This is a genomic window from Streptomyces sp. NPDC051322 (genome assembly GCF_040689485.1).
Lineage (GTDB): Bacteria > Actinomycetota > Actinomycetes > Streptomycetales > Streptomycetaceae > Streptomyces.
The window spans coordinates 862,979-887,418 of record NZ_JBFBAK010000002.1; the positions used below are offsets into that span (position 1 = coordinate 862,979).

Below are 24,440 nucleotides of genomic sequence, written 5' to 3' on the forward strand. Positions count from 1 at the left end.
GAACACACGGTGTCGGTCCCGAACGACTGGCCCGAGGCGCTGACGACAAAGCGACATGCCCTCGATCGCCGGAGGAGCTGAGATCAGCCCTCCGGCGATCGACGACAGCTTTGGAGTCACGGCCGCCCTTTTTCAGCGCCGCACCACCAACTCCGCCACCCCGACCGGCTTTTTCGCGTCAGCCGCGTGCACGGACACCCGCACGTACCGTGCTGTCGCGGCCTGCCCTGTCGCGGCCCGCCAGTGCTTCCCGTCCACCGACGTGCTGATCCGGTACGAGGCGGGGCGCTGGTCGGTCCAGTGCGGGGTGATACCGGAGATGTGAGCGATGCGGCCGAGGTCGGCGGTCAGGGTGCCGTCCGCGCCGTCGGGCACCCAGGCGGTTGCCGTGCTGCCGTCGAGTGCGGCATCCGCGTACTGACCCGGCTGCTCCGAACTCGCCTGAGCCGTACGGCACCGGGCCATGTTGTCGGTCGGCACCTGGTCGGGCCGCCGGGTTTTGAGGACTGCGGGTGCGGAGGCGCTGACGACCTGCGAGCCCTGCGGGCCCTCCACCTCGAAGGGCGCACCGTGCGTCAGCCGCACCGTGGTCTCGTGCGCGCCGATCGCGATGTCATACGTCCGGCCCTGCCAGCGCAGGCCCTTGAGCTTCACGCCCTGACTCAGCTGCGGCGGCAGCACCGGGTCGAGGTGCACCCGGTCCTCGCGTAGCCGCTGCCCGGTCAAGCCGTTGGTGAAGGTCTGCAGGAAGCCGCCCTGGCCGGTCACGAAGTCCTGGGCCGGGGAGCCGGACAGCGGGTCCGAGGCGCCTGCCTTGTCGCCCCGCGCCTCCGAGAAGACGTCGAACGGGCCGCGAACGAACGGCTTGATGGCGCGCATCAGATACGTGTAGGTGGCACAGCCGGGCTCGCCGATGGAGGCCGCGTCGATGGCGTGCACCGAGTCGGTCATGGCCGGGCCGTCGGGGTCGGTGCGAGCGGCGTAGTAGTCGAGGGTGTTGGTTGCTGCGCGCTTCGACATGGGCCACTCCAGCGGGTACATCAGCAGCACCGTGTCGGCCTGCTTGATGTCAGAGCCCTTGTAGCCGTCGTACTGCTGGAAGACCTGCTTCTTCGCGTCGTAGGGGATGCGCAGCTTGTCCGCGATCGTCGTCCAGCTCGCGGGGGCCTGTTTGCCGAGCAACTGGGCGACGTGGGTGGCGGTACGCAGGGCGGTGGCCGCACCGGCGTTGGTGAAGACACCGTCGTTGACGCCGTTGCTGTACTCGTCGGGACCGGCGACGTTCTTGATGGAGTAGCTGTCGTCGCTGTTGTGCGTGACGCGGCCGGCCCAGAATTGCGCGATGCCCTCGATGACGGGCCAGCCGCGGGTACGCAGCCAGTTGGTGTCCTTGGTGGCCAGGTAGTACTGCCAGGTGGCGAGGGAGATGTCGCTCTGGAGGTGGTTCTGGGTCTTGCAGTGCGGCGGGTCCCAACTGTGGCACTCGGTCCAGAGGTTGCCCTTGCTCGCACTGGTCCACGGGTAGAAGAGGCCGGGGTAGCCGAGCTTCTTCGCGTTGGAGCGGGCGCCCGCACGGGTGCGGTAGCGGTAGTCCACGACGGACTTGGCGAGGTCGGGGTGGGCGGCCAGCAGGCTCGGGAACATCCAGGTCTCGGCGTCCCAGAACTTCAGTCCGGCGTAGTTGTCGCTGGTCAGGCCGGTGGGCGAGATGCTGTCGGAGGAACCGCGCCGGGTGTTGGACAACAGCCCGTACTCGGCAGAGCGCACCCAGGACTGCAGGCCGCCGCCGCCGGCCACCTCGATGTCGCTGCGCCAGAGCCTGTCCCAGGCGGCGGTGTGCGCGGCGGCGAGGGCCGGCCAGCCGCGGCGTGCGGCACGCTGCGAGGCGGCAACGGCAGTCCGCTCGGGATCCTTCGAGGTCAGCGCGGTGTCGACGCCGACGTACTTGGTGAGCTCGTAGGAACGGCCGTTGTGTACGGGGAACTGGACGGACTGGTGGGAACTCAGCTTCCTGGCAGAAGTTGCAGGCTGTTCACTCCTTGTACGAACTCCCTTGCCGGTACGCAGAGATGAGGCAACGGCGCCAGCAGTCTTGGTGCCATCCGCACGGAACGCGACGTCCATGGTCCGGCCGTCCGGTCGTGCCCCTCCGCCCGTCTGTGCGATGCGGCGGGCGCCGCGCCCGTCGATGAGGTCGGTGACCCTGGCATCCCCGTTCCAGTGCGGGGACATCCGTAGCCGGACGGCACCGACGTGCGCCTCGGTGCGGTCGGCGATCACGTCGTAAACGAGGTCGGTGGCGCGGCCGTCGGTAGCTGTCCAGGTCAGGGACGTGTGCACCAGGCCGTGCCGCATATCGAGCGTTTGCCGATAGTGCGAGATCCGACCCGCGGAAGTCCCGGAGGTGAACGTCTCCGCGTGTTTGCCACCGGTGCTCACCGTGAGCGGCGTCCAGGTCGGGATGGCGGCCGCGACCTGGCGGTTCTCGGTGGTTTTGGGGTTGTGGGCGTACAGCCCGGCGACATAGGCCCCGTCGTAGCCAGGGGTGTACAGCGGCCAGCCGGTGCGGGTCTCGTTGGTGGTGGCGTACCCGGAGCCGTTCGGCGGGATGCGCTGCCCGAGGTAGCCGTTGCCGACGTAGGCGTGTGCGTTGTCCTTCGGATCGATGTGCGTGGACGTCAGTTGCCAGCTACCGCCGCCGGACGAGCCCGGGGCACTGGCGGCGGTAGCCGCTGAGGGATGTGCTCCGGCCGGCGCGGCCGAGGGGAGAGCAGCGGTGAGGACACCCGCGAGGAGAAAGGCGAACAGCCGTGCGGTGTGTGGGGGGTGCTTCATCGTTCTCCGGTGGATCGCGAGGGTCACTGTGAAGGTCGCAGCGACGATAAAGTTATGAACGAAGCCCGTCAATGACCTGCGCAATGAATTCAAGAAGCGAAGACGTTGTGCCCGGCCTTCACCACCAGCGACTGACTGAGCTGTTCCTTGTGGTCGGCTTGGGCCGGACTGACCGGAGACATGGCCCCCGGGGCAGAGCAGTACGTGCAGCCACCCATAACTGACCCACTGCGCGCACCCCGGCCCCGGCCCCCTGGCTGTTGCCTCCATGAACACCGCCAGCGAAGGCATCGAGGCACCCCAGGGCACGCTGATCCTGACGTATCCAGCACAGTCCTCAGCGAGCATGGCGAGTTCGATGCCGCGGCCGAGCCGCTTGTGCTCGTGCACGACGAGGGTGACGGCGACACCGGAGGAGCGGATCTCCCCGGCGAGCTTCACGGCGGCCTCCAACTCCGGTCGCTTGGTCGCACGGGTGGAGACCTTCTCCGAGAAGACCCGGGTGACCCCGGCCTCGCCGAGCGAGTCGAGCTGGGCGTCGAGGTACTGCCGGGCGGTCGATGCGCGGGCGTAGCCGAGGCGGACGTGTCCGACCGGTTCGGCGCCGGTGCGCCCGGGCCGGGGCACTTCGGTCCACGCCGAGCCCGGCTTGCGTGCGGCGGGGGTCTGCACGCTTAGGGCCTTGGCGAGTTGGGGCACCAGGCGGAAGCGGGCGGTGTGGTACTGGATCGCCACCTTGCCCTTGCCGGTCCGGCACGGAGAGCCCGCGGGGGCGGCGCAGGTGGACATCGGGCAGGGTTGCGATTCCACGCGCTTGAAGTCGTGGCTCACGACCGCGGACCGTTACATGCGGGTGTTTCAGACGTCTAGTCGTTTGCAACAACTCATGAAACATGGTCGCCGCACGTGGGCGACTGCCCGGTCGGGTGTTTCACGAGCGACCACCAATGAAACACGCGGGGGCGAAATCGACCGGGCACTATTGCCGACCTATCTCCATGTTCCGTCGGCTGATCAGCGGTGGGGCCGGGGGGCGGGCCGGCGCCGGGTGGCGTGGATGGAACCGAGCAGATTGAGGGACTGGGCACTGGGGCTGCCTGGTTCGGCGTGGTAGATGACGAGCTGCTGGCCGGGGGCGTCGCGTACGTCGAAAGCCTGGTAGGTGAGGGTGAGGGGGCCGACGTCCGGGTGGAGGAAGTGTTTGGCGTCCTGGGTCTTGCCGCGCACGGTGTGGGCGTTCCAGAGGTGGGTGAAGTCCGCGCTGTGCTCAGTGAGGGTGCGGACGAGTTCGCGCAGCCGCGGGTTGTCCGGGTCGAATCCGGTTGCCTCGCGAAGGTTGGCGACGGTGGCCTGTGCTGCCCGGTCCCAGTCCGTGTAGAAGTTGCGGCCCGCGGGGTCGAGGAAGGTCATGCGGGCCAAGTTGTCCGCCGGCTCGAACGGGGCGTAGAGGGCATCGGCCAGGGCGTTGACGGCGAGGAGGTCCAGGGTCCGGCTCATGACGAACGCTGGAGTGTTCGGGTAGCCGTCCATCAGCTGTCGCAGCGAAGGGCTGACCCGCTCGGCGGAGTGGACGGAGGGCTGGTCGTTCGGCGTGGCCCCGGTCAGCCGGTACAAGTGCGCGCGTGCGTCCGCGTCGAGGCGCAGCGCGCGGCTGAGCGCGTCGACCACTTGGGGTGAGGGGTTGCGCTCGCGGCCTTGTTCCAGGCGGGTGTAGTAGTCGGCGTTCACTCCGGCCAGGACGGCGACCTCCTCGCGGCGCAGTCCGGCGACTCTGCGGGCCCCGTAGCTCGCCATGCCGACGTCCTCCGGCCGCAGGCCGTCGCGGCGTGCGCGCAGGAAGTCTCCCAGGTGGTTTTTGTCCATGTGTTCAGGCTAGGCGGCGGCCCGGTGCGCTGCCTGGGTGTGCCACACCCAGGCAGCACGCGTCCTGGTTGATGGCCGCTGACCTGCCCAGACTCGGTGGAGCGGGAAGGACCACACCATTCGAGGAGAGGAGTCCGCCATGGCCGGGACCGTTGAGGGTGACCACGTCGACGTGGTCGGGATGTGGGTGACCGCGGATGGTCACATCCGTCAGGAGCTGCTGCCGGACGGCCGCTACGACGAAGCCCGCGGCGAGCGGCGCAGCGCGTACACCGGCCGGTACACGGTGACCGGCAGCCACCTGGACTACGTCGACGACACCGGGTTCACCGCCACGGGCGGCATCCGGGACGGAGCGCTCTATCACGATCACCTCGTGCTCTACCGGGAGCAGAAGTCGTCGTAGAGAGGCCGGGCCACGGCCGCCCTGGGCACCGGGGGCGAATCCGCCGTCGGCGGACCAAGAAGTCCCGACGCAACAGTCAGCCAGCCAGCAGCAACGAGAATCAAGGACCATATCCATGACAGGACAACGACTTGACGGCAAGGTCGCGCTGATCACGGGCGCGACCGGCGGCCTCGGCACAGCGACCGCCGAACTCTTCGCCCGCGAAGGCGCCCGGCTAGTGATCACCGATATCGCCGAAGGCCCCCTGCGGGACCTGTCCCTCCGGATCGGGGCACGCGGCGCGGAGGTCGTCGCTGCTCGCCTCGATGTCTCCTCCGCGCGGGAGTGGGACGAAGTGATCACCGTCGTACGCGACCGGTTCGGAACGCTGGACGTGCTCGTGAACCTCGCCGGCATCCTGGAATGGCCAGGTATCGAGGACACGCGGGAAGAGGCATGGGACCGTGTCATCGACGTGAACCAGAAAGGCACATGGCTCGGCATGAAGGCGGCGTTGCCGCTCCTGCGTGCGAGCGGAAACGCGTCGGTGATCAATACGTCGTCAGTACTCGGTCTGGTAGGAAGCGGTGCGGCTGCGGCCTACCAGGCGTCCAAGGGGGCCGTGCGCCTGTTGAGCAAGACCGCCGCGGTCGAGTACGCCCGGCAGGGAGTACGGATCAACTCGGTGCATCCCGGGGTGATCGCCACGCCGATGATCCAGGAACTCCTGGACGATGAGGGCGACCAGCAGCCGGACATCCAACGCACCCCCATGCGCCGAGCCGGCCGCGCCGACGAGATCGCACCCGGGATCCTCTTCCTGGCCTGCGACGACTCCTCGTTCGTCACTGGCTCGGAGCTGGTGGTCGACGGCGGGCTCACCGCGCACTGAACAACCCAGCCGTACGACGTCCAGGTGGGCCTGCCGTGAATGCGTCAACGGCGCGGCCCACCCGGTCCGCGCACCGCACCACTGCACAAGCACTTCAGGTGCCCTGCACCGGCGCCCGCACTCACACTCACCTTCTCCAGGGACCGCATCATGACACCTGCAACCGCATCCGCCGTAACATCCGAATCCACCGAGTTCGCCAGGAAGATCGCCCTCGTCACTGGAGCCGCGCGAGGGGTGGGCCGGGAGACCGTGGCGCTCCTCCACGCCCGCGGCGCCCGGGTCGTCGCTCTCGACCTCCGCCCCGACGTCACGAAGCTGGCGGAGGAGTTTCCCGGCGTCGTCGCGACACACGGTGACATCACCCGGGAGGAGACCGCCCACCGCACGGTGGCAACGGCCCTGGACGCCTTCGGCGGACTGGACATCCTCGTGAACAATGCCGGGCGCACCCAGAACAAGCCCGTCACCGAAACCACGGCCGAGGACTGGGACACCGTGATGGCGGTCAACGCCCGCGGCTCCTTCTTCATGGCCCGCGAGGCATTCCGGGCCATGAAGAGCCGCGGCGGCGGCGCCATCGTCAGCACCGGCTCGTACGCCTCCACCGTCGCCCTGCCCGAAGGCGTCGCCTACAGTGCGTCGAAGGGCGCTCTGGCCCAACTGACCAAGGTGCTCGCCGTCGAGGGTGGCCCGCTGGGCATCCGCGCCAACCTCGTGGCCGCGGGCGTCATCGAGACGGACTTCCTCGACACGATCCGTCCCGACAGCCGCGCCTACCTGGCGTCCTTCGCCGCCGCGCAGCCACTGGGACGTGTGGCGCAGCCCGAGGAGATCGCCGAAGTCCTGTGCTTCCTTGTCTCGCCCCGCTCCAGTTTCGTCACGGGAGCCGAGGTCGCCGCTGACGGCGGTTTCACCGCGCTCTAGCGACGCGTCAGACAGCACATATCTGGCGACCACGGCCCGCAGGCCCTGGTCGTCGGCACTTCCACCGGATGATGTAACCGGGAGGTGCCCGAGTCGCGCAGCGGCATAGTCAGGCGCGCTGACCGTAGCCGCCGGCTACAGCACTCCACGACTGGGACAACTACCGGCGGTATCGCGGACAGTTTTTCCGCTATCGCGTCTGCGCAGCCGACCGATCGGCCGTATCCGCCGCTGTGCGGGGGCGGGGCACGGCTGCTGCGGCTGAGGCCGGGTCGAGGCGCTGGCCCATGTCAAGGCGGAGGATGCCCGTACGGGTTGACGTTGGACCAGAACAGCGCGGTCAGGCTGCGCCGGTCCTCGTCGGTCAGCTTCTTCGCCCACGCCGGTTCGGCCAGGACCTGCTGCACCAGCAGGGTGTTGACGTGCACGAGCGCGGGCTGGAGCAGGTGCAGGGCGAGCATTGACGTCTCGGCGTGCTCTTTGTCGGGGCCCGTCAGGGCGCTGTCCTTGCCGTAGTGGAGCACTGTTCCAGTTCTCCACACCCTGGAGCCCGCCGCGGATCTCGCGGCGCAGGCCGGGACTGGCCAGGTAGTCGCACGCGAAGATCGCGCGCACGGCCCGGCCGAGTTCTTCGAGTGCCTGGTAGGTGGAGTGCTTGGGGCCACCCCGGGTGAAGCGACGCAGCACCTGCTCTGCCTCCGCCGTTCCGAGCTGGCGCGCAGTCGCGTAGTTCACCATCTGGTCGTATTGCTGCTCGATCAGCTCCCAGCGGATCGGCCTTGTCAGTGAAGCGCCGAGCGCCGGCCAGCTGGGCGGGGTGTCCTCCGGGCGGTACAGGCGGATGCTGCCGATGTTCTTCAGCCTCGGCAGCAGGCGGAAGTTGAGCAGTTCGGTGAAGGCGAACCCGACGACGCTCGCGCCGTGGGTGTCGACGTTGTTCAACTCGACCTCGGCGTCGGTGCAGTGTTGCAGGAGGCCCTCGATCATCGCGGAGACCTCGGACGACGAACAGCTCTTGAGCTGGGAGTAGATGCAGACGTTCTTCCGCTCGACGTGCCAGTGGATCATCACGGCCGTTGCCGCCGTAGCGGGCGTGGTACTCGGTCATGAAGTTCGAGGACCAGGATCCGAACTTCTTCGAGTCCGACGCGCACGCGGTGCCGCGGCCCCACCATGCGGTGTCGCGAACGGCGAAGGTGGCGTTCACCAGCCTGGTGACGGCGGCCCGAAGTGTGTCGACGGCGATCGGCCCGTGCCGAACCTGACTACACGTACGGCTTCGGCGGGCTCGCCGTTCTCACGGCATCAGTCTGTACGGGCCAACTCCACGCGGACCTGCAGGAGATCCCTGATCTCCGCACGCCGGGCCTCGCCGTTCACCTCCGGTCACCTGCGTTGCGGTGCGGGAGTCCGGAGATGAGCGGTCAAGTTGTGCGTCGGAAGCACGAGGCCCGGGTTTCCTGTTCCCGGCGGGCTCACCCGAGCACTGCTTCGGCTGCCCGTGCCTGGCTGCTGCCCGGGTCGACTGGGTCGGCCCGTCGCTGTCCGCGTGACTTCGCGCTTCCGGTGGAAGGAAGTTCGGCCGCGCGGGTGGACAGCCCTGCCCGGGGCAGTCGATGCGTCAGTCGACCCGCCTGGAGGCAGTGAGTATGAGTGGGGCATCGAAGGACCGGCCTGAGGGACCCGGAGCGGCAGAGGGGCCGGGGGTGGCGGGGGATGGCGACCGGACGCTGCCGGCCGGCCCGCCCGAGCAGGGGGGAGGGACGGACGGGCCGGCCGGGGAGCGAGGCTTCTTCGGCCACCCCCGGGGGCTGGCCACTCTCTTCGCGACGGAGGCGTGGGAACGCTTCTCGTACTACGGCATGAAAGCGATCCTGCTCTATTACATGTACGACCGGGCCACCGAGGGAGGGCTCGGAATCGCTCCCTCCACGGCGGCTTCGCTGATCGCCGTGTACGGTGCGTCGATCTATCTGGCCGCGATAGCCGGCGGCTGGCTCAGCGACCGGCTCCTGGGGGCCCGCCGCGCCACGCTGTACGGGGGCGCGCTCATCATGCTCGGCCACATCTGTCTGGCCCTGCCCGCGGGACGTGGCGCCCTCTACGCCTCCATGGCGCTCATCGTCCTGGGCACCGGGCTGCTGAAACCGAATGTCTCCACATCGGTCGGCAACCTCTACGCCAAGGACGACCCCCGCCGCGACGCCGGTTTCAGCCTCTACTACATGGGGATCAGTGTCGGCGCGGTGCTTGCTCCGCTGCTGGTGGGCACCCTCGGCCAGCGCTACGACTATCACCTCGGCTTCGGACTCGCCGCCGTCGGCATGGCGGCCGGGCTGGTCGTCTACGTCCGGGGCGGACACCGGCTCAGCCCCGTGGACCTGCGCCCCAGCAACCCGCTGCACCCGTCGGCCATCAGGCCCGCGCGGGTCCTCACCGCAGCGGCCGTTCTCACCGCCCTGACGGCCCTGCTGGCCGCGGCGGCGCTCACCGGCACCCTCACCGCCGGTGCCGTCGTGGACGGCATCAGCGTGCTGGCCGTCGCCCTCCCGGTGGGCTACTTCACGGTGATGCTGCGCAGCAGGCGTACGACGCACCGCGAACGCGCCGGAGTTCGCGCCTACATCCCGCTGTTCGTCGCGGCGGTCTTCTTCTGGTTCATCCAGGAGCAGGGCGCCAGCGTCCTCGCGCTGTACGCGGACCGCAGCACCGATCTCGGGGCGCTGGGCTTCACCGTGCCGTCGTCCTGGTTCCAGTCCACCGGCTCTCTGGTACTGATCTGCCTCACCCCGTGCTTCGCCGTGCTGTGGGTCCGGCTGGGAAGCCGCCAGCCACCCGCCCCGGCCAAGTTCGGCCTGGGGCTGGTGTTCGCGGGGCTCAGTTACGTCCTGCTGGTCTATCCGGCGCTCCAGTCCACCAGGAGCAACCCGTTGTGGCTGTTCGCGAGTTTCGCAGTCGTCACGGTCGGCGAGATCCTGCTGTCGCCGGTCGGTCTCTCCGTGACCACGCAACTGGCCCCTCCAGCGTTCGTCACCCAGACGATGGGCCTGTGGCTCGCCTCGAACGCCGCGGCGCAGGGGATTTCCGCCCAAGTGGTGCAGCTCTACGACCGCGACCACGCGGCCACGTACTTCGGGGTGATCGGCGGTGCGAGCGCCGTGGTGGGCCTGGTCTTGCTGGCCGCCGTCCCCGCCGTACAGCGCCGCATCCGCACCTCGACCGGGTGACCGCCGACCGGACGGCCCGATACGAAACGTTCGACCGGCAGACGTCCGGTTCTGGCTGCGGCCCGGCTGCGATCGGTCCGGTGGGGGCATGGGTGTGGCCCGGCACGGGGGCCGGGCCACACGCCCCGCGCGTCAAAGCTGGCGGCGAGCGTCGACGGCGAACGCGCGCATCGTATGCCCGGCAGTAGCGGGGAGATTCCCACCGGGAGCCTATGTCCGCTTGTTGACGGTATTACCGACTCACACTAGATCACTGTGTCAGCCGGATGCCGGGGTCTGCGCCCCTTTCACGTTGGTGCCTGGGCGGCTGTTGTTCGGCTTGCCGGGCTGTGGTGGTCGCCGCAGGTTCGATTCCGGTCGTCAGTCACTTGGCGCGGAGAACCGTTATGGGGCTACTCCAGCCCTTCACGGGTACACGTGTCGAGCGACCGTCTGATGAAGCGCGCATGCATGTAGTACCCGTTGCAGCAGTGGGAGATGGCATGAGGTTCGGCCAGTCGGCTTTGACACTGTCCCGGTATTCCGCGGAGGTGCTGGCCGGGCGATATCGCCTGGACGCGGTCATCGGCTCGGGTGGCGCCGGCGACGTCCACCGGGGTTTCGACCTACGTCTGAAACGGCCGGTGGCAGTCAAGGTCTTCCGCGCCGGCGCAGATATCGACATGGAGGAACGCTTCCACAACGAGGCGATGATCCTTGCCCGGTTGCAGCATCCCGGCCTGGTCACCGTCTACGATGCCGGACGGCACAACGGCCGCGCCTACCTGGTCATGCAGCTGATCGAAGGCCCTACTCTGAAAGAGCGCATCGCCGCGGGTCCACTGGCTTCCGGTGAGACCGCCGCACTGGGTGCCGGCATCGCCCAGGCTCTGTCCCACGCGCATGAGGCAGGGGTCGTTCACCGCGACGTCAAGCCCTCGAACATCATCCTGGATACGTCCGGCCACCCTCACCTGACCGATTTCGGCATCTCCCGGGTGCTCGACGCCACCACTCGCACAGCTACCGGCACACTCCTCGGCACGGCCGCCTACCTGTCCCCCGAGCAGGTGCTCGGCCAGTCCGTCGGCCCGCCCGCCGATATCTACGCCCTCGGGCTGGTACTCCTCGAATGCGTCACAGGCAGGCTCGAATACGACGGTGGTCCCCTGGAGGCCGCGATCGCGCGACTCCACCGGCGGCCCGAACTGCCCAGCTTCCTGCCGGAAGAGCTTGTGGCTCTGCTGCGGGATATGAACGCCATGGAGGCTGGGGCCCGCCCACCGGCGCCCGACTGCGCTCGGACACTGATCGCCCTGGCGGGCACGGCCCCTTGCGAGTCCGTTCCATCCTCGGCCCACGTCACGAGCATGGTTCCCAGAGAGGCGCCGGCGCAGGCCGACCTCACACACCCGCTTCCGTCGCACGCCGCAGGCGCAGCCGCGCCGAAGTCCGCGCCCGCACGTGCACGCATGGCGGTCGCCGGTGGAGCCGTCGTGCTCGCCGCTGTCGTCGCCGCCACTGTCGCCGTCTCCGACGGCGTTTCGCCCCAAGGAAATGGTGACAGAACGACACGGGCCACGAGCAGCCCCTCCGCAAAAGCCGACCCTCCAGGCACGCCCGCTGATAGGAACGAGGCGGGACCTGCGGCTCCGACGTCCTCCACCCGCGATGCCGTCGCCGCGCAGGTCCGTGACCCCGCTCTCGATCAGAGAAGCAGCCCTGCCTCGGCGCTCCCGAGCCGGGAGCCAGTCACCGACAGAGCCGTACCCGGCACTGCAGCACCACCGTCACACTCCACCGCGGGCGGCAAACCGTCCAGTCGGGCCAAGGGTAGGTCCGATACGGCAATGCATACCAAGCCCGGGACGCAGAGCCACGGCAAACGGTCCGGCAAGGATGAAAAACCTCAGAAGAGGGCCGGGTCAAGGGAAAGCGAATAACGCAGAGGGATCAGGCGTGATGCCGGCCTTGTCTGTTGATCATGGATTGCGGTGTTCGGGGCACACGTCCTTCACAGAGGTTCGTGACGATGTGGAGGAGGCTCAGTGCTGATACGGAAGAGCAGGAGTGCCGCGGGCTGCCCCAGAGCAGCGGGATCGCTGCCCGGGCCGGTTGTCGCCCTCGCGCTGGTCGGTGCCCTGCTCGGCGCCGCCGCGCTCCTTTTCTGGCGCTTCGCTCACTGGGCCGGGGAGCATCCGCTCGCTGCCGTACTCCTGGGGCTGCTCGCCATTCCCGTGCTCTACATCCTGTTCCGTGCGATGCCGAGGGCCCGGGAGCTGCGCCGCGCTGCCCGCGCAGGGATGGCTCAGGCCGATCGTGAATTCGCCGAGACAGCTCAGAGCAGCGACACGGCCGCCCCCGACTTTCCGGTCCTCGACCCGGAGGGCTTCGAGGCCGCCGTCGCCGCGTTGTGCGAGCGAGACGGCTGCCGCGAGGTCGAGGTTGTCGGCGGCGCCGGTGATCTTGGTGCTGATGTCGTGGCGATCGCCCCCGACGGCCGGCGCGTCGTCGTGCAGTGCAAGCTGTACGGCCCTACGCACAAGGTGGGCTCCCAGGACCTCCAGCGTTTCGGCGGCACCTGCTGGACGATTCACGGAGCCCAGCTCGCCGCAGTCGTGACAACCAGCCAGTTCACGGAACCGGCCCGGGAGTACGCCGCGGCATCCGGTATCCGGTGCGTGGACGGCGCTTGTCTCGCCGCTTGGGCAAAGGGCTCGGGGCCGGCGCCCTGGGGGCCCTCGATGGTGGACGAGCTCGGCTCGGACCAGGTGGGCACTGTCTTGGACGAATTCACCGTCTGACGTCGCCCACTCATACTTCGGCCGACGCCGGGAGTAGCTCCGGTCACGAAGGTGACCTTGCCGGTGAAGGTGTCGTTGCCGGCGTTCACGAGGGGTGCCCTCTCGTGGGTTCGCGTGCCGTCCGCCGCGCTGTGCGAGTGGCAGGACGGCAACGAAAGGGCTAGAACTCGATCTTCTCGGTTGTGGTCACGGCCACGTGCATGTTCCGCTCCATCATGACCAGTGCTGCCCGGGCGAGATCGTCGTGGATATGGGCCACGGCGTCGTCGGGGACTGTCACACGCAGATGGCGGATGTGCGCGTCCAGAGCCGAGTACAACACGCACTGTTCGGTCACCTGGCCGGTAAGAACCACATGGTCCACACCGAGCCGGGACAGCAGGTAGCTGAGAGGAGTTTCGTAAAAGATCGAATGTCTGACCTTGACCACGAACAGCGAGTCCTCGCCCGGCTGCACAGGTCGAACGAGTTCGGGTTCCGGTCCCGCCAGGGCGGCTTCGACGAGCTCCCCGTGATGAGAGCGCCATTCACCGAAATTGTCGTTGACATAGATGACCGGCACACCCTGGGTGTGCGCTCGCTCCAGGAGCCGGACGATCTGTGGCAACGCCGCGCGCGCGGACGGGATGAGAAGCTCCGCGTCGGGATGATCGTAGGTGTTGATCATGTCAATCACGATGAGAGCGCTTTTCCCCATGGGGACATGATGTCAGCCTGCAAGCTGACTGCACGTCGGCCACTCCGGCAGGTGCCGCCCCTGGGGGCCGTACGCCCAAGTGTGGAGGCCCTGCGTGCCGAGAACATCGATACCCGCACCCTCGACGGGGGACCAGCGGCCCGGCAATGGCCCAGCACTCGTGTGGCGCTACGACCTCTGGGAGACGGCGGCGCGCTCCATATGTTCGGGCCTTGCCCAAAGGGAAAGGCAAGGAGAACTCTCTCCTTGCCACTCTCAACATATTGCGCGCTGGGGAACTTGCCGCAAGGCCCCGGTCACGGTGGACATACGAACGCGCGCGGAGTACGCCGTAGGGTACATCCCCGGGGCCACAAGCGTGCTCCTCGACGATCTTCCCGGCCTCGCGGCCGGCCTGGCCACCGCAAGCCCCCTCCAGCAGCACACAGCGGGCTCCGACCTTCTTGCCGCCCAGGGCTCCGGCTGACCATCGCTGTTCGAGGCCGCTCACCGTGTTCGGGGGAGTCGGACCGGCGCGAGGGCCAGGACCTCCGCCTCTGCGGTGTGCTGGGCGTGCCGGCCGGGCACTGAAGGTCTTCCCGCCCCTGGCGGGTCACCGTTTCAGCCGGTCCACCAGCGCGAGGGCGTCCTCGGTTTTGGGGTGGGTCCTGCCGAGTTGCGTGTGCAGGATGTGTGCCCCCCGGCGAGCGGGGATGATCGCGGACGGGTCGCTCAATGCGTGCAGGACTTCGGCTTTGAATAGCAGGGCGTACCCGATGTACAGGTGGTCCGGCGCGTAGAGAGCCTCACGAATCCGCAGCGCCCGTGAGATCAAGCGCACTGCTGTGGCGTGGTCGCCGAGGTCTGCGTGAACGGTGGCGAGAGCGATCAGGTCGAAGCTCACATAGGGGTTGTCCGGCCCGTACGCGGCCTCGTCGATGTGCAACGCCCGCTCGGCCAGCGGCAACGCCGCCTGGTGCTCGCCGAGAAGGCACAGCGTCCGGGCAAGCGTCGCCAGGTCCGTCGCGATGGCGGGGCTCCCCGCCGGCAGGCAGGACTCGTGCAGGCGCAGCGCGCGCTCCGCCAACGGGCGTGCCGTCTCCGGCATGCCGAGGTCCCGGTGGATCTGCGCCAGGGTGATCAGGTCGAAGCCGACCTCCGCTTCCCGACCCCCAAGCGCCTCGTCGAGCGCGAGGGCACGTTCGCACAGCGGCAGCGCCACCCCGCGGTCACCGATCTGCAGGAGGAACTCCGAGGCCAGCCGCAGCAGCACCGCGGCCTCCGCGGCACACCCGGCCGGTGGGTCGTCCTTGGTCACGGCCAGCACGTGCGGGAGCAGCCCGTGCCACCGCGGCCGTGCGTTGGGGTCGCCATGGATGTCGTGCGGCACGGCCGCCAAGAGCGCACGGCACAACAAAATCCGAACGGTCGCGAGCCCGTCGTCCGTCATCGCGGCGCGGATCGCTGCCTGGACCAGCCGGTGCAGTACCAGGCAGGGGCCTTCGCGCCGTGCGAGACCCAGGCCGGCCAGGGCACCGACCGTCGTGTCCCACGCCAGCGGGTCGGCCGCCGCCGTGAGCAGACGTTCCGGGGCGCCGGTGAACAGGTCCAGCGGGATCGGCTCCGGCGCCAACAGGGCGCACAGCTCCAGCAGCCGCACTGCCTGGGGCTGCTCCCGCTCCAGTCTCCGGACACTGAGCTGCCACAGGGTCGTGACGACCACCGCCGGTCGATCGGCCAGCTCACCCCTCGAGAGCATGTCCTCCAACCGCGACGTCAGCAGCACCAGGTACTCCTCGGGCGCCGTCTGGTTGTAGCCCATGTAGCCGGCTGCCTGCTCCAACGCGAGAGGCAGATCTCCCAGTTGCTCCGCGATCCGGTCCGCTGTCTCTACGGTAGTACCGGGCACCCTTCGGACCAGCAGCTCCACCGACTCCTTCCTGGTGAACACCTCCAGGTCCAGCACGCCGGCTCTGCCCGACCATCCGCTCACCCTGGTCGTGACGATGACATGGCCGTTCCTTGCCAGGTCTCCCGACGGCAGTGCGTGCGTGAGCATGCCCGGCTTCTCCCCGTTGTCGAAGATGATGAGCCAGGGCCTGCGGTCCCGCAACTCGCCGTACACGCCCGCAACGACCTGCTCCGATCCCACCTCCACCAGCCCCAGCTCCCTGGCCAGCGACGTGAATTGCGACGCCACCAGGTCGGGGTCCTCTGCGTCGACGAACGCGACGAACCGGTACTTCGCCAGGTAGCGGTACGCGTACTCGACCGCGAGCTGCGTCTTGCCCACGCCGCCCAGCCCGTGCACGGCCTGGATGGCGAGGTCGCCCGCCGAGGTGAGGCGCCGTCGCAGCTCCCGCAGGTTGGTGTCGCGGCCGGTGAAGTGGGTGTTGCGCGGCGGAAGCCGGTACGTCGCGGGTGCCGTCGGGCGCGGTGTGCGGCCACCGCGCTGATCCGGCCGCAGCTCGACCAATGCGAGCGGGACCAGGAGCAGGAGCACCACCCACGGGTGGACGCGGACGAAGTCGAGCACCCCGGGCCAGCGGCTCTGCCCGGAGGCGGCGTTGAAGGCGAGACTGCCGACGAACAACACGAGCAGACCGATCACCGAGCCGATCAGCCTCCGCAACATGGCTCCCTCTCCGGTCACGACGGCGACCGCGACGACCGCGACGACCAAAGCCGACGCGATCGTAGCTGAGAAGTCGCCTCGTGCGAGGGGCGATTGGCCGACGCCGACGCCGACGGCGCTCCGTGCAGTCGCGAAAAGGCGCGTGGACGCGACACCGCAGACGTGTCGGCGAGGCCAACCGCCGCCACGGCTGTAACTGGAGGTCCGGCGGCCCGGCTGCGATCGGGCCGGTGGAGGCATGCGTGTGGCCCGGCACGGGGCCGGGCCACACGCCCCGCGCGGTCCGGGGAGCGTTCACGGGGTGGGTGAGGGATCAGTGTTTGAAGGCGTCGTTCGCCTTTTCCTTGGCTTCGCGGGCGTCACCCTTGACCTGGTCGATGCGGCCTTCTGCGGTGAGGCGTTCGTTGCCCACGGTGCGGCCGGCGGCTTCCTTGACCTTGCCCTTGGCCTGCTCGGTCTTGGCATGGGACTTCTCGTTGGCAGCCATGTCACTCACACCTTGCTGTGGTCGACTTCAGGAACAACCACCGCCTGACCGCCCTCACGACGTCCAAACATCGTGCCGTCGAACCCGCGCTGTCATCAAAGCTGCAAACGTTGGGGGAGTGGATCGAAGGGTTCGGGGCATCTGGCTGGTCATGCTTCCCATCATTCTTGTTCTCCTCCTCGCCCTGATCCTCTTCGGTGCCGGCTTCGCGCTCAAGGCCCTGTGGTGGATAGCCGTGATCGTGCTTGTGGTCTGGCTACTCGGCTTTGTCATCCGTCCCACGAGCGGCGGCGGCAAGCGTGGCCGCTGGTACCGCTGGTAGACAGAATCCGATCCGTAGTGGGGTGATCCGGCACTGCCGGATCACCCCACCCTGCGTTCTCCGTCAGGCCTTGACGCAGACCCGGCCCGCGAGACGACCCTCGCCGCGAGGGACCGCCTTCTCGACGGGGCTCCGCTGCAATCGGGTGGGCTCCGCAACATCGTGAGTGCCGCCGGCGGAATACGTGCGGATCAGGGTCAGTCGCCCTCGCCGGTACTGCTTCGGCAGCTGGGCCATGGCCAGTTGAGGGAAGGGCAGCTTGTGTATGCGCGAAGCCAATGGACCCGATCAGCCGTCAGTTCCTCTTCAGCTCCTCGGCGAGCATCACAAGGATGCCGCTGGGACCGCGGACGTACGTGAGCTTGTAGACGTCCTCATAGGTCGCCACACCGCGAAGCGGACGGCATCCGTGCTTTGCGGCTGTCTCAAGGGCTTTGTCGATGTCGTCGACTGAGAAGGCGACGCGATGCATGCCAATCTCGTTGGGACGAGTGGGATTCGACTCGATCGCTTCGGGGTGGATGTACTCGAAGAGCTCAAGGCGACCGTGACCGTCCGGCGTCTGGAGCATCGCAATGTTGGCGTGATTGCCATCAAGGCCGACGGCGGTGTCGGTCCACTCACCACTGACCGTGTCACGTCCGACGACCGTGAGGCCGAGGTCGGTGAAAAAGGAGATCGTTGCTTCGAGGTCGCGGACGGCGATGCCGACGTTCTCAAGTTTGATGGCCATGCGTTGCATGCTACCGAGCCGAGCCGGGCCGATCGGGTGCTTACGGCAAGGACGCAGCCGAGTACCAGGGCACCGTCGAGGTCGACCGTGACCTGCCCACGAGCTGCGTGAACGTCTGCACCTGACTGCCTCGATGCAACAGAACACAGTGGAGCAAGAACGGCTGCCCCGGGGGTGGCCCGGCGATAGTGCGGTTCCACGCGCCCGTCTGCGTGCCGACCCGACGAGTCCGGCGCCCGGATGCCTGGGCTGCACCGTCGTGGGCGTCGGAGAGAGGGGGCGGCATGTACCGCCGTCAGGATTCGGCAGCGGGCACGTGGTGCGCCAATTCGGTGGCCAGGCGTCGCATGGCCGTGCGGTTGGCGCGCCGCATCATGGTTCGAACGGCGGGGGCCAGCAGCCGCTCGGCGAGAGGGGCGTGCACCCACCTGTATGTGAACGAGACCTGGGTCCCACCGGTTCGCAGCGGTTCCAGGGCATAGGTGCCGTGGGCCAGGCGTCGGCCGGCCGCGCTGACGTTGCGTTCGACGATGCGCCGCGGCACGTCGGCCTCCACGACCTCAATGGTGACGTCGGTTTTGGTGCCGCCCAGAGTGGCGGTCACCGTCGCGCACGATCCGACGCCGAGGGCAGGGCCGCTGTAGCGCCAGTCGGTCAGGTAGTGGTTGGTGAACCGCTCGTGGTGAGCCATGACATCGAGGAAGTCGTAGACCTGCTCTGGCGTCTGAGGTACGTGGATCGACACGGTGACAGACTTCATGTACCACACGGTACATGTGGCATGTACCGATGGGTACACTCGCGGCGTGGTGAATACGAGCGACTCGCACCCCGTCGGCAAGTCCAGGCAAGGCACCCACGGGGACCGGCGCGCACAACTGGTGGACGCGGCCGTCGATCACGTCGCGGCACACGGCATCGCGGACCTGAGCCTGCGCCGCCTGGGCGTCGCGATCGGCGTCAGTCATCGCATGTTGATCCACTACTTCGGCTCCAAGGAACAACTGCTCGTCGAGATCGTCCGGACGTCGGAGCGACGTCAGCGCGATCTCCTGTCCCAGCTCCGCTTGGAGCCCGGTCGATCACCCGCCGACATCGCGCGCCGGCTGTGGCAGCAGCTGACGGACCCTCGCCTGGCCGGTCAGGAGCGGCTCTTCTTCGAAATCTGCGGGCGCGCGCTGCGGGGCCGCCCCGAGGCAGCTCCGGTCCTCGAAAGGCTTGTGAAGGACTGGCTGGAGCCGCTCGTGGCCGCCGAGGTCAGCGCAGGGGCGGACCCTGCCGTGGCCCAGCGACGCGCCCGAATGGGACTCGCCACCGTCCGCGGTCTACTGCTTGACCTGCTCGCCACCGGTGACCGCGGCGGCGTCGACGCGGCGATGGAGGAGTTCCTCCGGCTGTACTACGGCTCAGAGTGACGGACTCGCCGATCAGGCCGAACGGCTGGAGAAGACGTCGCATCGCGTTCGAACGACGGCCGTCGCGGTAGCAACGTCGCCCCCGTCCGCCCCAATCTCTACGCGAAGATCAGCGGCGACGCGGCGCGGGACCGTGGCGTCTGGCGTCACCACCCAACGGGACCCCTTGTCAGGCTGGCTGATCCGAAGGCGGCTCCGCCTCACTGTCCGCCATCCTGGGACCGCTAGGCGACTGGTTTCCTGCCGCGGTCGGTCTCGTCCTGCACGAGGAGCGAGAGCAGGGAGGCGACAGGCAGGCCGGCCTCTGCTGGGTGGCGCAGTGCCTTGTCCGGTTTGATTCGGTAGGTGTTGGTACGTCCCTCGCGAGTGTGGGAGAGGTAGCCGTCCTGCTCGAGGTCGGAGATGATCCGCTGGACGGCGCGCTCGGTGAGCTGGCAGTGAGCGGCGATGTCGCGGATGCGGATGTTCGGGTCGTCGGCGATGGCCGCAAGTACCCGCGCGTGGTTGGTGATGAACGTCCACCCTGAGTGCGTTTCGGACTCTCCGATCATGCCGTACATGTTAGGCGACGGCTTTACCCGTACTCAAATACATGACATAATTTTCGCGCATTGCGTGACGTGGTTCGGTGAAGTGGGCTGGGAGGTCCGGGAATGTCGTGGGACGAGGCCGTCATAGCAGGGCCCGATTGTGACGCTGCCGGAAGCAGCGCGCATCTGCCTGACCCCGATGGTGGGCAGGCGCCGACGCATGCCTCGGTAGTTCAGTACGAGTGGCGGGACGCCTGGGTCGTCGTTGCTGACGGCGAGTACGACATGGACTCGGTGACGCCCCTGGCAGAGGCGTTGACCACCGCAGCTATCAAGCATCCGAAGGTGCTCCTGGACACCTCCGGTGTCACGTTCGCGGACTCCTCGTTCCTGAACCTGATCATTCTCGTACACCAGACCACCGCCCTGCGCGTGGTCGCACCGGGACCACAGTTGTTGCGGCTCCTCAAGGTGACCGGGACCGATGCCATCCTTCACGTACGAGCAACGGTGGAGGAAGCCGCCGGCTCCTGAGGCATGCACGACACATGGTGCGGATCCGGCGAGGAGTCGTCGATCACGGTTGGGGCTCCTATGGCGTGCTGCCGTGCATGAGATCTTCCGGTACCTCCCGTGGCCGTTCGAAAAGGCTGGGTTCCCTCCGAACCTCGGAGCCGTCGTTCAGGGGACGGTGACAAACGGAGAGGTCCCGGCCTTGTTCGTCGGTCACACCGAGGAGAACCCCTGGCTTGTCGGTGACGGCGTGAACGATCCGGTGCTCGTCCTAGCGGGTGACCACGGCTGGGGAGTTCTTATTCCGCGAGGTCGGCGGCGTGTCGGCGGAGGGCGTGGATGAGGGCGTCCGTCGAGGGCGTGGTAGGGCCCGGCAGGCGAGCCAGGCTGACGCGGCGTCGTTCCTCGGGAAGGTCGTCGACGGTGATGAGGCGGACGCCGGGCGGGACCGCGGACAGCAGCATGGAGGGGACAGTGGTGATGCCGACGCCGGCTGCGACCAGGTGTAGTTTGGTCAGCCAGTCGCGGGTGGAGTGGTGGACCCGGGGCCGTCCGGGCAGGCCCGGCCAGATGCCCAGCAGGGGCTCGTCGGTGCTGGCCGGGCTGGCGATCCACATTTCGCCGGCGATGTGCTGAGCGGTGACGCCGGCGCGGTCGGCGAACCGGCCGCCGGCCGGCACTGCTAGGACCAGACGGTCTTCCAGCAACGGCTCCACATGCAGGGGCGGATCATCGTCGTCGGGTGAGCGGTGCGGCGGCCGCGAGGACAGTAGGGCGAGGTCGAGGGCGCCGGAGCGCAGCGCCCTCAGCAGCGATGGGGTGGTCCCCTCCCGGGTGGTGACCTGGATGCGGGGGCGTTGCTGGCCCAGCGCTGTCATGGCGCGGGCCACGAGCACGGCTCCGGCGGCGGGGAAGAAGCCGAGCCGCGCGGGTCCGGTGTCGTCCCCTGCGCCGCTCAGTTCCCGGCCGGCCGCGTCCAACGCGTCCAGCGCGGTCACGGCGTGGGGCAGCAGGGCTCGGCCCGCGCTGGTCAGTCGTACACCGCCGGGATAGCGGTCGAACAGCCGGACGCCGGTGGCCTGCTCCAAGCTGGCCACCTGCCGGGAGACAGCCGACTGCGTGTAGCCCAGTGCCTGACCCGCGGCCGTGAAGGTGCCCCGCTCGGCTACCTCACGCAACACCCGCAGTCCGACCACCGTGATGTCCATGAGCAATCAGCATACCCACCATGTGATGCATTCGCTGGCCGAATGGCTGTCGGCGTTCCTAACGTGAAAGGCATGAACGAACAACCCACCCACGGCGCCTCCGGATTGGGCGGCCGGTTGCCCCTCCTTCTCCCCGGCGCCCTCGATGAGGCGCAGCACGCCGTCCATGCCGGACTGCAGGTCACGCCTGCCCAGTGGAGAGGGGGCGACCTACACGGCCGCGCTGCCCGATGGGCGGCTGATCGGCCCGTTCAACGTCATGCTGCGCAACCCGCGCTTGGCCCAGCCCCTGCTGGAATGGGCCCAGGCGATCGCCAATTCCGGCATCCCGGCCGATGCCCGTGAGGTGGTCATCCTCACCGTGGCCGCCCGTTGGCGGGCCGAGTACGCGCTCTACGCCCACACCGCGGGAGCGGAGCGTGCCGGTCTGCCCCAGACCGCGGTCGTGGCACTCCGGCGGATCGATGACACGCCCTGCGCGCCTGCTTCCAGGTCCCCGCCCCCGCCCAGCACCGCACCACGGCAGCCACCGCCTGACCGCAACCCCAAATACCGCATCGGAAAGAGAACGACAATGCCGCTGATCAACGTCTACCTGCGCCAGGGCACCACCCCTGAGCACCGCCGCAATGTCTCCGCCGCTCTCCACAAGGCGATGATCGACGTCCTGAAGATCCCCCACGACGACCAGTTCCACGTCTTTCACGAGGTCACGCCCGACAACTTCCACATGCAGCCGGTCGTGTTCGGCCTGTCGCGCAGTGAGCGCACCATGTTCATCCAGCTGTCCTTCAACCAGCGCACAGCCGAGCAGAAGAGCGAACTGTTCCGGGCGATCGTCAACAACCTCCGACTGTTCGCCGATGTCCCCGAAGAGGACGTCATGCTGATGGTCTTCGAAACAGCCCGCGAGAACTGGTGGGCCGCCGGCCGTGTCGTCAACCCCGAAACCGGCTACGACGCGCGCATGACCGAGGTCCCCGCCGAAACTGCTGCCACGACCTGACCGGGTCCTGTTTGCGATCCCTGGCGAGCGTCTGTGCACCCTCGTTCACCTCGACAGCCAAACGTCTCGGGCGAGACGGCACTCTTGCCGACAGAGGTGCCCGATCGGCCGGTCGCCCAGCCCATGCCCAGTAAGCACAGGACGCGCCTGGCCGGACCCTCGTTTCCCGAACAGGGCATGATGCTCGGCGGATTGCTGACATTCGGCCAGGAGGCCATCGCTCCCTACCCGACCGGCAACGGGCACCTCGCCTTCGCCTGGATCAACTCACCACCCTCCGCACCCGGGGTCATCGCGGAACTGCTTGCCACAGCCGTCAACGCGACCCTGCGGGATGGGCGAGCACGCCCTGGTGGGACCTCGAACGAGGCACCGTCCGCGACCTGGCGGCGCTGGTCGGCCTGCCCGACGCCAGCGGCGGCGTGCTGACGAGCGGCGGCTCCATGGCCAACCTGCTTGCCATGGCCTGCGCCCGCACCTGGTACCTCACCCGACGAGGAGCCGCCGACGGACCGGCATACGACCGTGATCACTCCAGGCTGGCCCTCGGCTACAGTGCGCAGGCCCACATGTCCGTCGCCAAGGCAGCCGCCGCCATCGGACTGCCCTCGCACTGGCTGCGTCCGATCGTCACCGATGCCGCCGACCGAACGATGCCCGCCGCCCTGCGCGCGGCGGTCGAGGCCGACGCGGCCGCGGGGCTGCTGCCGTTCTGCACCGTCAGCACGCTCGGCACCACCCCCACCGGGGCCATCGACCCGCTGGGCCCGTTGCTGCGATCTGCCGCGACCATGGCATGTGGCACCACGCCGACGGCGCGTGGGGCGGGCTCGGCGCCTCGGTCCCGGCGCTCGCCCCGCACTACGCGGGCGTGGACCGGCTCGACTCTCTGACCGTCGATCCGCACAAGACCCTCAGCGTCCCCGTGGGCTGCGGGGGCCTTTCTGATCGCCGGTGTAGATGTCGCAATCCACACCAGGTCAGAAGACCCGCACCCATTTCAAGATCTTTCAGCCGAAACCTGCGTCACCGTCCACAACCTCCTGAGACAGAACACCTAGTGCTGCGCCGCGGAAGTTCCGCCGATGAGTTTCCGGGGGGTGTGCGGTCTACCCGTCGACGAAGGGAGCGCACCATGCGCAAGATCATCATTTGCACGTTCCTGACGCTGGACGGCGTCATGCAAGCGCCGGGCGGTGCGGACGAGGACGCGGAGAGCGGCTTCGAGCACGGCGGCTGGCAGAAACCGGTGGACGACGACGAGGTCGGCACGGCCATCGCCGGTTGGTACGAGCACTCCGACGCGATGCTGCTCGGCCGCAAGACATACGAAATCTTCGCGTCGTACTGGCCGACCGCCGATCCCGAGAACCCGTTCACCAATCACATGAACAGCATGCACAAGTACGTGGCGTCTCGGACCCTGACATCCGTCGAGTGGCAGAACTCCACGCTGCTGGAGGGCGACATCGTCGATGCCGTACGCAAGCTCAAGGCGTCCGACGGCGGCAACGTCAACGTCGTCGGCAGCGGCGACCTCGCCCAGACACTCATGCATCACGGCCTCGTCGACGAGTACCGGCTGACCATCCACCCGGTGATCATCGGCACCGGCAAGCGGCTGTTCGCCGACGGAGCGATCCCCACTGCGCTGGAACCGGTCAGCGTCTCGACGACGAAGGGCGGCACCATCGTCGGCGTCTACCGGACGAACGGTAAGCCCAGCTACGACAGCTACTAGGTGTATTGATCACGAGCGTTGTTGACAGTCGTGGGCCTTGAACATGGCGAAGACCTCCGATGTGGTGGAGCTGTCTAGGAACGCACCACACGGAGGTCTTCGTGTCCCACCGTAATGCCCGGCTGACGGTCTTCGGGAGGCGTCTGCTGGTCGAACGTGTCGCATCCGGGCGTCCGGTCGCGCACGTCGCCGCTGAGATGGGAATCTCGCGGGCAACGGCTCACAAGTGGGTGCGTCGGTGGCGCGCGGAGGGCGATCG

General features: G+C 68.2%; 21 protein-coding genes and 3 pseudogenes. 13 read left to right on the forward strand and 11 right to left on the reverse strand.

Annotation, left to right across the window (positions count from 1 at the left end; translation table 11 throughout):
- Positions 1-132: 132 nt before the first annotated feature.
- The 3 genes and pseudogenes from AB0436_RS08045 to AB0436_RS08055 form a co-directional block, all read right to left on the reverse strand.
- Positions 133-2,835: a discoidin domain-containing protein gene (locus AB0436_RS08045; RefSeq protein WP_366466913.1), complete on the reverse strand. Its 2,703-nt coding sequence runs from the start codon at positions 2,833-2,835 to the stop codon at positions 133-135.
- A gap of 351 nt (positions 2,836-3,186) precedes the next feature.
- Positions 3,187-3,624 (reverse strand): annotated as a pseudogene (locus AB0436_RS08050) (recombinase family protein); the annotation flags it as partial.
- 225 nt (positions 3,625-3,849) lie between these two features.
- Positions 3,850-4,698 carry a helix-turn-helix transcriptional regulator gene (locus AB0436_RS08055; RefSeq protein WP_366466850.1) on the reverse strand — a complete coding sequence of 283 codons (849 nt, stop codon included), beginning with the start codon at positions 4,696-4,698 and terminating at the stop codon, positions 3,850-3,852.
- Positions 4,699-4,837: 139 nt separating this feature from the next.
- Between AB0436_RS08055 and AB0436_RS08060 the strand changes: the two genes are divergently transcribed.
- The 3 genes from AB0436_RS08060 (at position 4,838) to AB0436_RS08070 (ending at position 6,905) form a co-directional block, all read left to right on the forward strand.
- Positions 4,838-5,104 (forward strand): Atu4866 domain-containing protein, encoded by a 267-nt coding sequence (locus AB0436_RS08060; RefSeq protein ID WP_366466851.1) that lies wholly within the window; start codon positions 4,838-4,840, stop codon positions 5,102-5,104.
- A gap of 115 nt (positions 5,105-5,219) precedes the next feature.
- On the forward strand, positions 5,220-5,978 hold the full coding sequence (locus tag AB0436_RS08065) for a glucose 1-dehydrogenase (RefSeq protein ID WP_366466852.1): 759 nt from the start codon (positions 5,220-5,222) through the stop codon (positions 5,976-5,978).
- 150 nt (positions 5,979-6,128) lie between these two features.
- Entirely contained in the window at positions 6,129-6,905 is a 777-nt protein-coding gene (locus AB0436_RS08070) for an SDR family oxidoreductase (protein WP_366466853.1), read from the forward strand.
- A 290-nt stretch (positions 6,906-7,195) separates the two neighbouring features.
- Here the strand turns inward: AB0436_RS08070 and AB0436_RS08075 are convergent.
- A pseudogene (locus AB0436_RS08075) lies at positions 7,196-8,151 on the reverse strand (Tn3 family transposase).
- Between the two features lie 460 nt (positions 8,152-8,611).
- Between AB0436_RS08075 and AB0436_RS08080 the strand changes: the two are divergent.
- The 3 genes from AB0436_RS08080 (at position 8,612) to AB0436_RS08090 (ending at position 12,915) form a co-directional block, all read left to right on the forward strand.
- Positions 8,612-10,132, forward strand: coding sequence for a peptide MFS transporter (locus AB0436_RS08080; protein WP_366466854.1), 1,521 nt, complete (start codon positions 8,612-8,614; stop codon positions 10,130-10,132).
- A gap of 482 nt (positions 10,133-10,614) precedes the next feature.
- Positions 10,615-12,054, forward strand: a complete 1,440-nt coding sequence (locus AB0436_RS08085) for a protein kinase (RefSeq protein WP_366466855.1) — start codon at positions 10,615-10,617, stop codon at positions 12,052-12,054.
- Positions 12,055-12,213: 159 nt separating this feature from the next.
- Complete coding sequence (locus AB0436_RS08090; RefSeq protein ID WP_366466914.1) at positions 12,214-12,915, forward strand: restriction endonuclease; 702 nt, start codon at positions 12,214-12,216, stop codon at positions 12,913-12,915.
- A gap of 160 nt (positions 12,916-13,075) precedes the next feature.
- On the opposite strand, the gene AB0436_RS08095 is transcribed toward AB0436_RS08090, so the two are convergent.
- The 3 genes from AB0436_RS08095 to AB0436_RS08105 form a co-directional block, all read right to left on the reverse strand.
- Positions 13,076-13,612: an isochorismatase family cysteine hydrolase gene (locus AB0436_RS08095; RefSeq protein ID WP_366466856.1), complete on the reverse strand. Its 537-nt coding sequence runs from the start codon at positions 13,610-13,612 to the stop codon at positions 13,076-13,078.
- A 592-nt stretch (positions 13,613-14,204) separates the two neighbouring features.
- Positions 14,205-16,226, reverse strand: coding sequence for an FxSxx-COOH system tetratricopeptide repeat protein (gene fxsT / locus AB0436_RS08100; RefSeq protein ID WP_366466857.1), 2,022 nt, complete (start codon positions 16,224-16,226; stop codon positions 14,205-14,207).
- 313 nt (positions 16,227-16,539) lie between these two features.
- Positions 16,540-16,713 (reverse strand): CsbD family protein, encoded by a 174-nt coding sequence (locus tag AB0436_RS08105; protein WP_366466858.1) that lies wholly within the window; start codon positions 16,711-16,713, stop codon positions 16,540-16,542.
- A gap of 151 nt (positions 16,714-16,864) precedes the next feature.
- Between AB0436_RS08105 and AB0436_RS08110 the strand changes: the two genes are divergently transcribed.
- The gene (locus AB0436_RS08110) at positions 16,865-17,035 is read left to right on the forward strand and encodes a hydrophobic protein (RefSeq protein ID WP_365858843.1); all 171 of its coding nucleotides are present in this window, start codon (positions 16,865-16,867) and stop codon (positions 17,033-17,035) included.
- Positions 17,036-17,330: 295 nt separating this feature from the next.
- Here AB0436_RS08110 and AB0436_RS08115 read toward each other — a convergent pair whose 3' ends face one another.
- Positions 17,331-17,768 (reverse strand): VOC family protein, encoded by a 438-nt coding sequence (locus AB0436_RS08115; protein ID WP_366466859.1) that lies wholly within the window; start codon positions 17,766-17,768, stop codon positions 17,331-17,333.
- A gap of 295 nt (positions 17,769-18,063) precedes the next feature.
- Positions 18,064-18,528: an SRPBCC family protein gene (locus AB0436_RS08120; RefSeq protein ID WP_366466860.1), complete on the reverse strand. Its 465-nt coding sequence runs from the start codon at positions 18,526-18,528 to the stop codon at positions 18,064-18,066.
- 46 nt (positions 18,529-18,574) lie between these two features.
- On the opposite strand from AB0436_RS08120, the gene AB0436_RS08125 reads away from it, so the two are divergent.
- Complete coding sequence (locus tag AB0436_RS08125) at positions 18,575-19,183, forward strand: TetR/AcrR family transcriptional regulator (protein ID WP_366466861.1); 609 nt, start codon at positions 18,575-18,577, stop codon at positions 19,181-19,183.
- 224 nt (positions 19,184-19,407) lie between these two features.
- Here AB0436_RS08125 and AB0436_RS08130 read toward each other — a convergent pair whose 3' ends face one another.
- A complete protein-coding gene (locus tag AB0436_RS08130; protein ID WP_366466862.1) occupies positions 19,408-19,734 on the reverse strand; it encodes a helix-turn-helix domain-containing protein in 327 nt (108 codons plus the stop codon).
- 102 nt (positions 19,735-19,836) lie between these two features.
- Between AB0436_RS08130 and AB0436_RS08135 the strand changes: the two genes are divergently transcribed.
- On the forward strand, positions 19,837-20,247 hold the full coding sequence (locus tag AB0436_RS08135; RefSeq protein ID WP_366466863.1) for an STAS domain-containing protein: 411 nt from the start codon (positions 19,837-19,839) through the stop codon (positions 20,245-20,247).
- A gap of 278 nt (positions 20,248-20,525) precedes the next feature.
- Here the strand turns inward: AB0436_RS08135 and AB0436_RS08140 are convergent, their stop codons facing one another.
- A complete protein-coding gene (locus tag AB0436_RS08140; RefSeq protein ID WP_366466864.1) occupies positions 20,526-21,434 on the reverse strand; it encodes a LysR family transcriptional regulator in 909 nt (302 codons plus the stop codon).
- A 166-nt stretch (positions 21,435-21,600) separates the two neighbouring features.
- Between AB0436_RS08140 and AB0436_RS08145 the strand changes: the two genes are divergently transcribed.
- The 4 genes and pseudogenes from AB0436_RS08145 to AB0436_RS08160 form a co-directional block, all read left to right on the forward strand.
- Positions 21,601-22,440, forward strand: coding sequence for a tautomerase family protein (locus AB0436_RS08145; protein WP_366466865.1), 840 nt, complete (start codon positions 21,601-21,603; stop codon positions 22,438-22,440).
- A 401-nt stretch (positions 22,441-22,841) separates the two neighbouring features.
- Positions 22,842-23,323, forward strand: a pseudogene (locus tag AB0436_RS08150) (pyridoxal-dependent decarboxylase); the annotation flags it as partial.
- Between the two features lie 252 nt (positions 23,324-23,575).
- Positions 23,576-24,181: a dihydrofolate reductase family protein gene (locus tag AB0436_RS08155; protein WP_366466915.1), complete on the forward strand. Its 606-nt coding sequence runs from the start codon at positions 23,576-23,578 to the stop codon at positions 24,179-24,181.
- Between the two features lie 101 nt (positions 24,182-24,282).
- Positions 24,283-24,440: leucine zipper domain-containing protein (locus AB0436_RS08160; protein ID WP_366466916.1), on the forward strand; the 158-nt coding region annotated here is incomplete at its 3' end.

Coding starts and splice junctions, on each gene's coding strand:
- AB0436_RS08145 (WP_366466865.1), top strand. CDS start 21,601: ATGCCGGACTGCAGGTCACGCCTGCCCAGTGGAGAGGGGGCGACCTAC.
- AB0436_RS08065 (WP_366466852.1), top strand. CDS start 5,220: ATGACAGGACAACGACTTGACGGCAAGGTCGCGCTGATCACGGGCGCG.
- AB0436_RS08130 (WP_366466862.1), bottom strand. CDS start 19,734: ATGATCGGAGAGTCCGAAACGCACTCAGGGTGGACGTTCATCACCAAC.
- AB0436_RS08045 (WP_366466913.1), bottom strand. CDS start 2,835: ATGAAGCACCCCCCACACACCGCACGGCTGTTCGCCTTTCTCCTCGCG.
- AB0436_RS08095 (WP_366466856.1), bottom strand. CDS start 13,612: ATGGGGAAAAGCGCTCTCATCGTGATTGACATGATCAACACCTACGAT.
- AB0436_RS08055 (WP_366466850.1), bottom strand. CDS start 4,698: ATGGACAAAAACCACCTGGGAGACTTCCTGCGCGCACGCCGCGACGGC.
- AB0436_RS08135 (WP_366466863.1), top strand. CDS start 19,837: ATGTCGTGGGACGAGGCCGTCATAGCAGGGCCCGATTGTGACGCTGCC.
- AB0436_RS08060 (WP_366466851.1), top strand. CDS start 4,838: ATGGCCGGGACCGTTGAGGGTGACCACGTCGACGTGGTCGGGATGTGG.
- AB0436_RS08155 (WP_366466915.1), top strand. CDS start 23,576: ATGCGCAAGATCATCATTTGCACGTTCCTGACGCTGGACGGCGTCATG.
- AB0436_RS08105 (WP_366466858.1), bottom strand. CDS start 16,713: ATGGCTGCCAACGAGAAGTCCCATGCCAAGACCGAGCAGGCCAAGGGC.
- fxsT (WP_366466857.1), bottom strand. CDS start 16,226: ATGTTGCGGAGGCTGATCGGCTCGGTGATCGGTCTGCTCGTGTTGTTC.
- AB0436_RS08120 (WP_366466860.1), bottom strand. CDS start 18,528: ATGAAGTCTGTCACCGTGTCGATCCACGTACCTCAGACGCCAGAGCAG.
- AB0436_RS08115 (WP_366466859.1), bottom strand. CDS start 17,768: ATGGCCATCAAACTTGAGAACGTCGGCATCGCCGTCCGCGACCTCGAA.
- AB0436_RS08085 (WP_366466855.1), top strand. CDS start 10,615: ATGAGGTTCGGCCAGTCGGCTTTGACACTGTCCCGGTATTCCGCGGAG.
- AB0436_RS08110 (WP_365858843.1), top strand. CDS start 16,865: ATGCTTCCCATCATTCTTGTTCTCCTCCTCGCCCTGATCCTCTTCGGT.
- AB0436_RS08140 (WP_366466864.1), bottom strand. CDS start 21,434: ATGGACATCACGGTGGTCGGACTGCGGGTGTTGCGTGAGGTAGCCGAG.
- AB0436_RS08070 (WP_366466853.1), top strand. CDS start 6,129: ATGACACCTGCAACCGCATCCGCCGTAACATCCGAATCCACCGAGTTC.